This window comes from Halorubrum tibetense (genome assembly GCF_042661865.1).
Lineage (GTDB): Archaea > Halobacteriota > Halobacteria > Halobacteriales > Haloferacaceae > Halorubrum > Halorubrum tibetense.
This window is the reverse complement of the sequence record NZ_JBHSWW010000760.1, coordinates 1-504: the sequence shown is the minus strand read 5'-3', so window position 1 is coordinate 504 and position 504 is coordinate 1. Positions and strand designations below refer to the sequence as shown.

Annotated in this window: 1 protein-coding gene; it reads left to right on the top strand. The window is 53.4% G+C overall.

Features of this window, described 5'->3' with window-relative positions; genetic code table 11:
* Positions 1–39: 39 nt before the first annotated feature.
* Positions 40–504, top strand: a 465-nt coding sequence (locus tag ACFQEU_RS18155) for a hypothetical protein (RefSeq protein WP_379784438.1), incomplete at its 3' end; no start/stop codon positions are given.

The following is a 504-nucleotide window of genomic DNA, read 5'->3' as shown; positions in this document are numbered from 1 at the left end:
AGCTAAAATGATCTAACAAAAGTCGTATTAGGGGCGGGAATGCACCAAGCAGTATCGACAGGCTGGTTAGTCGCAGGGATGTTTTATACGCAACTCGGCCTCGCACAAACAATTGCCTCTGAGGCACCAACGGAAGCCGATTGGCAAAGCCCTGCCCAACTGGCCTACGTGCTGGACGAGCTCGAGCAACTTTCGCAGCTGCCAGCACCACCCTCAGCCTTTAGCATCGACGCCTGGCCCGATCTTTATGCCTACCGAGAGCCCTCAACCAATGAGGCGCCGGTTGCATCACTGGAGTTAGATTCAGGTTTAATACAGCCACACCCAGCCCCGAAAGAGTTTGTACCCTATCGCAACCCAACCAATTTTTTCGAGCACAACCTCGACAGCACCCGCCAACTGTTAGCTGATGAGGATTTATGGCCCACTTACGTAATTCCCGAGGACAGAAAAAATTGGATGGACAGCACCCGGGAATACTTACACAGCTCGGCCACTGGCCCC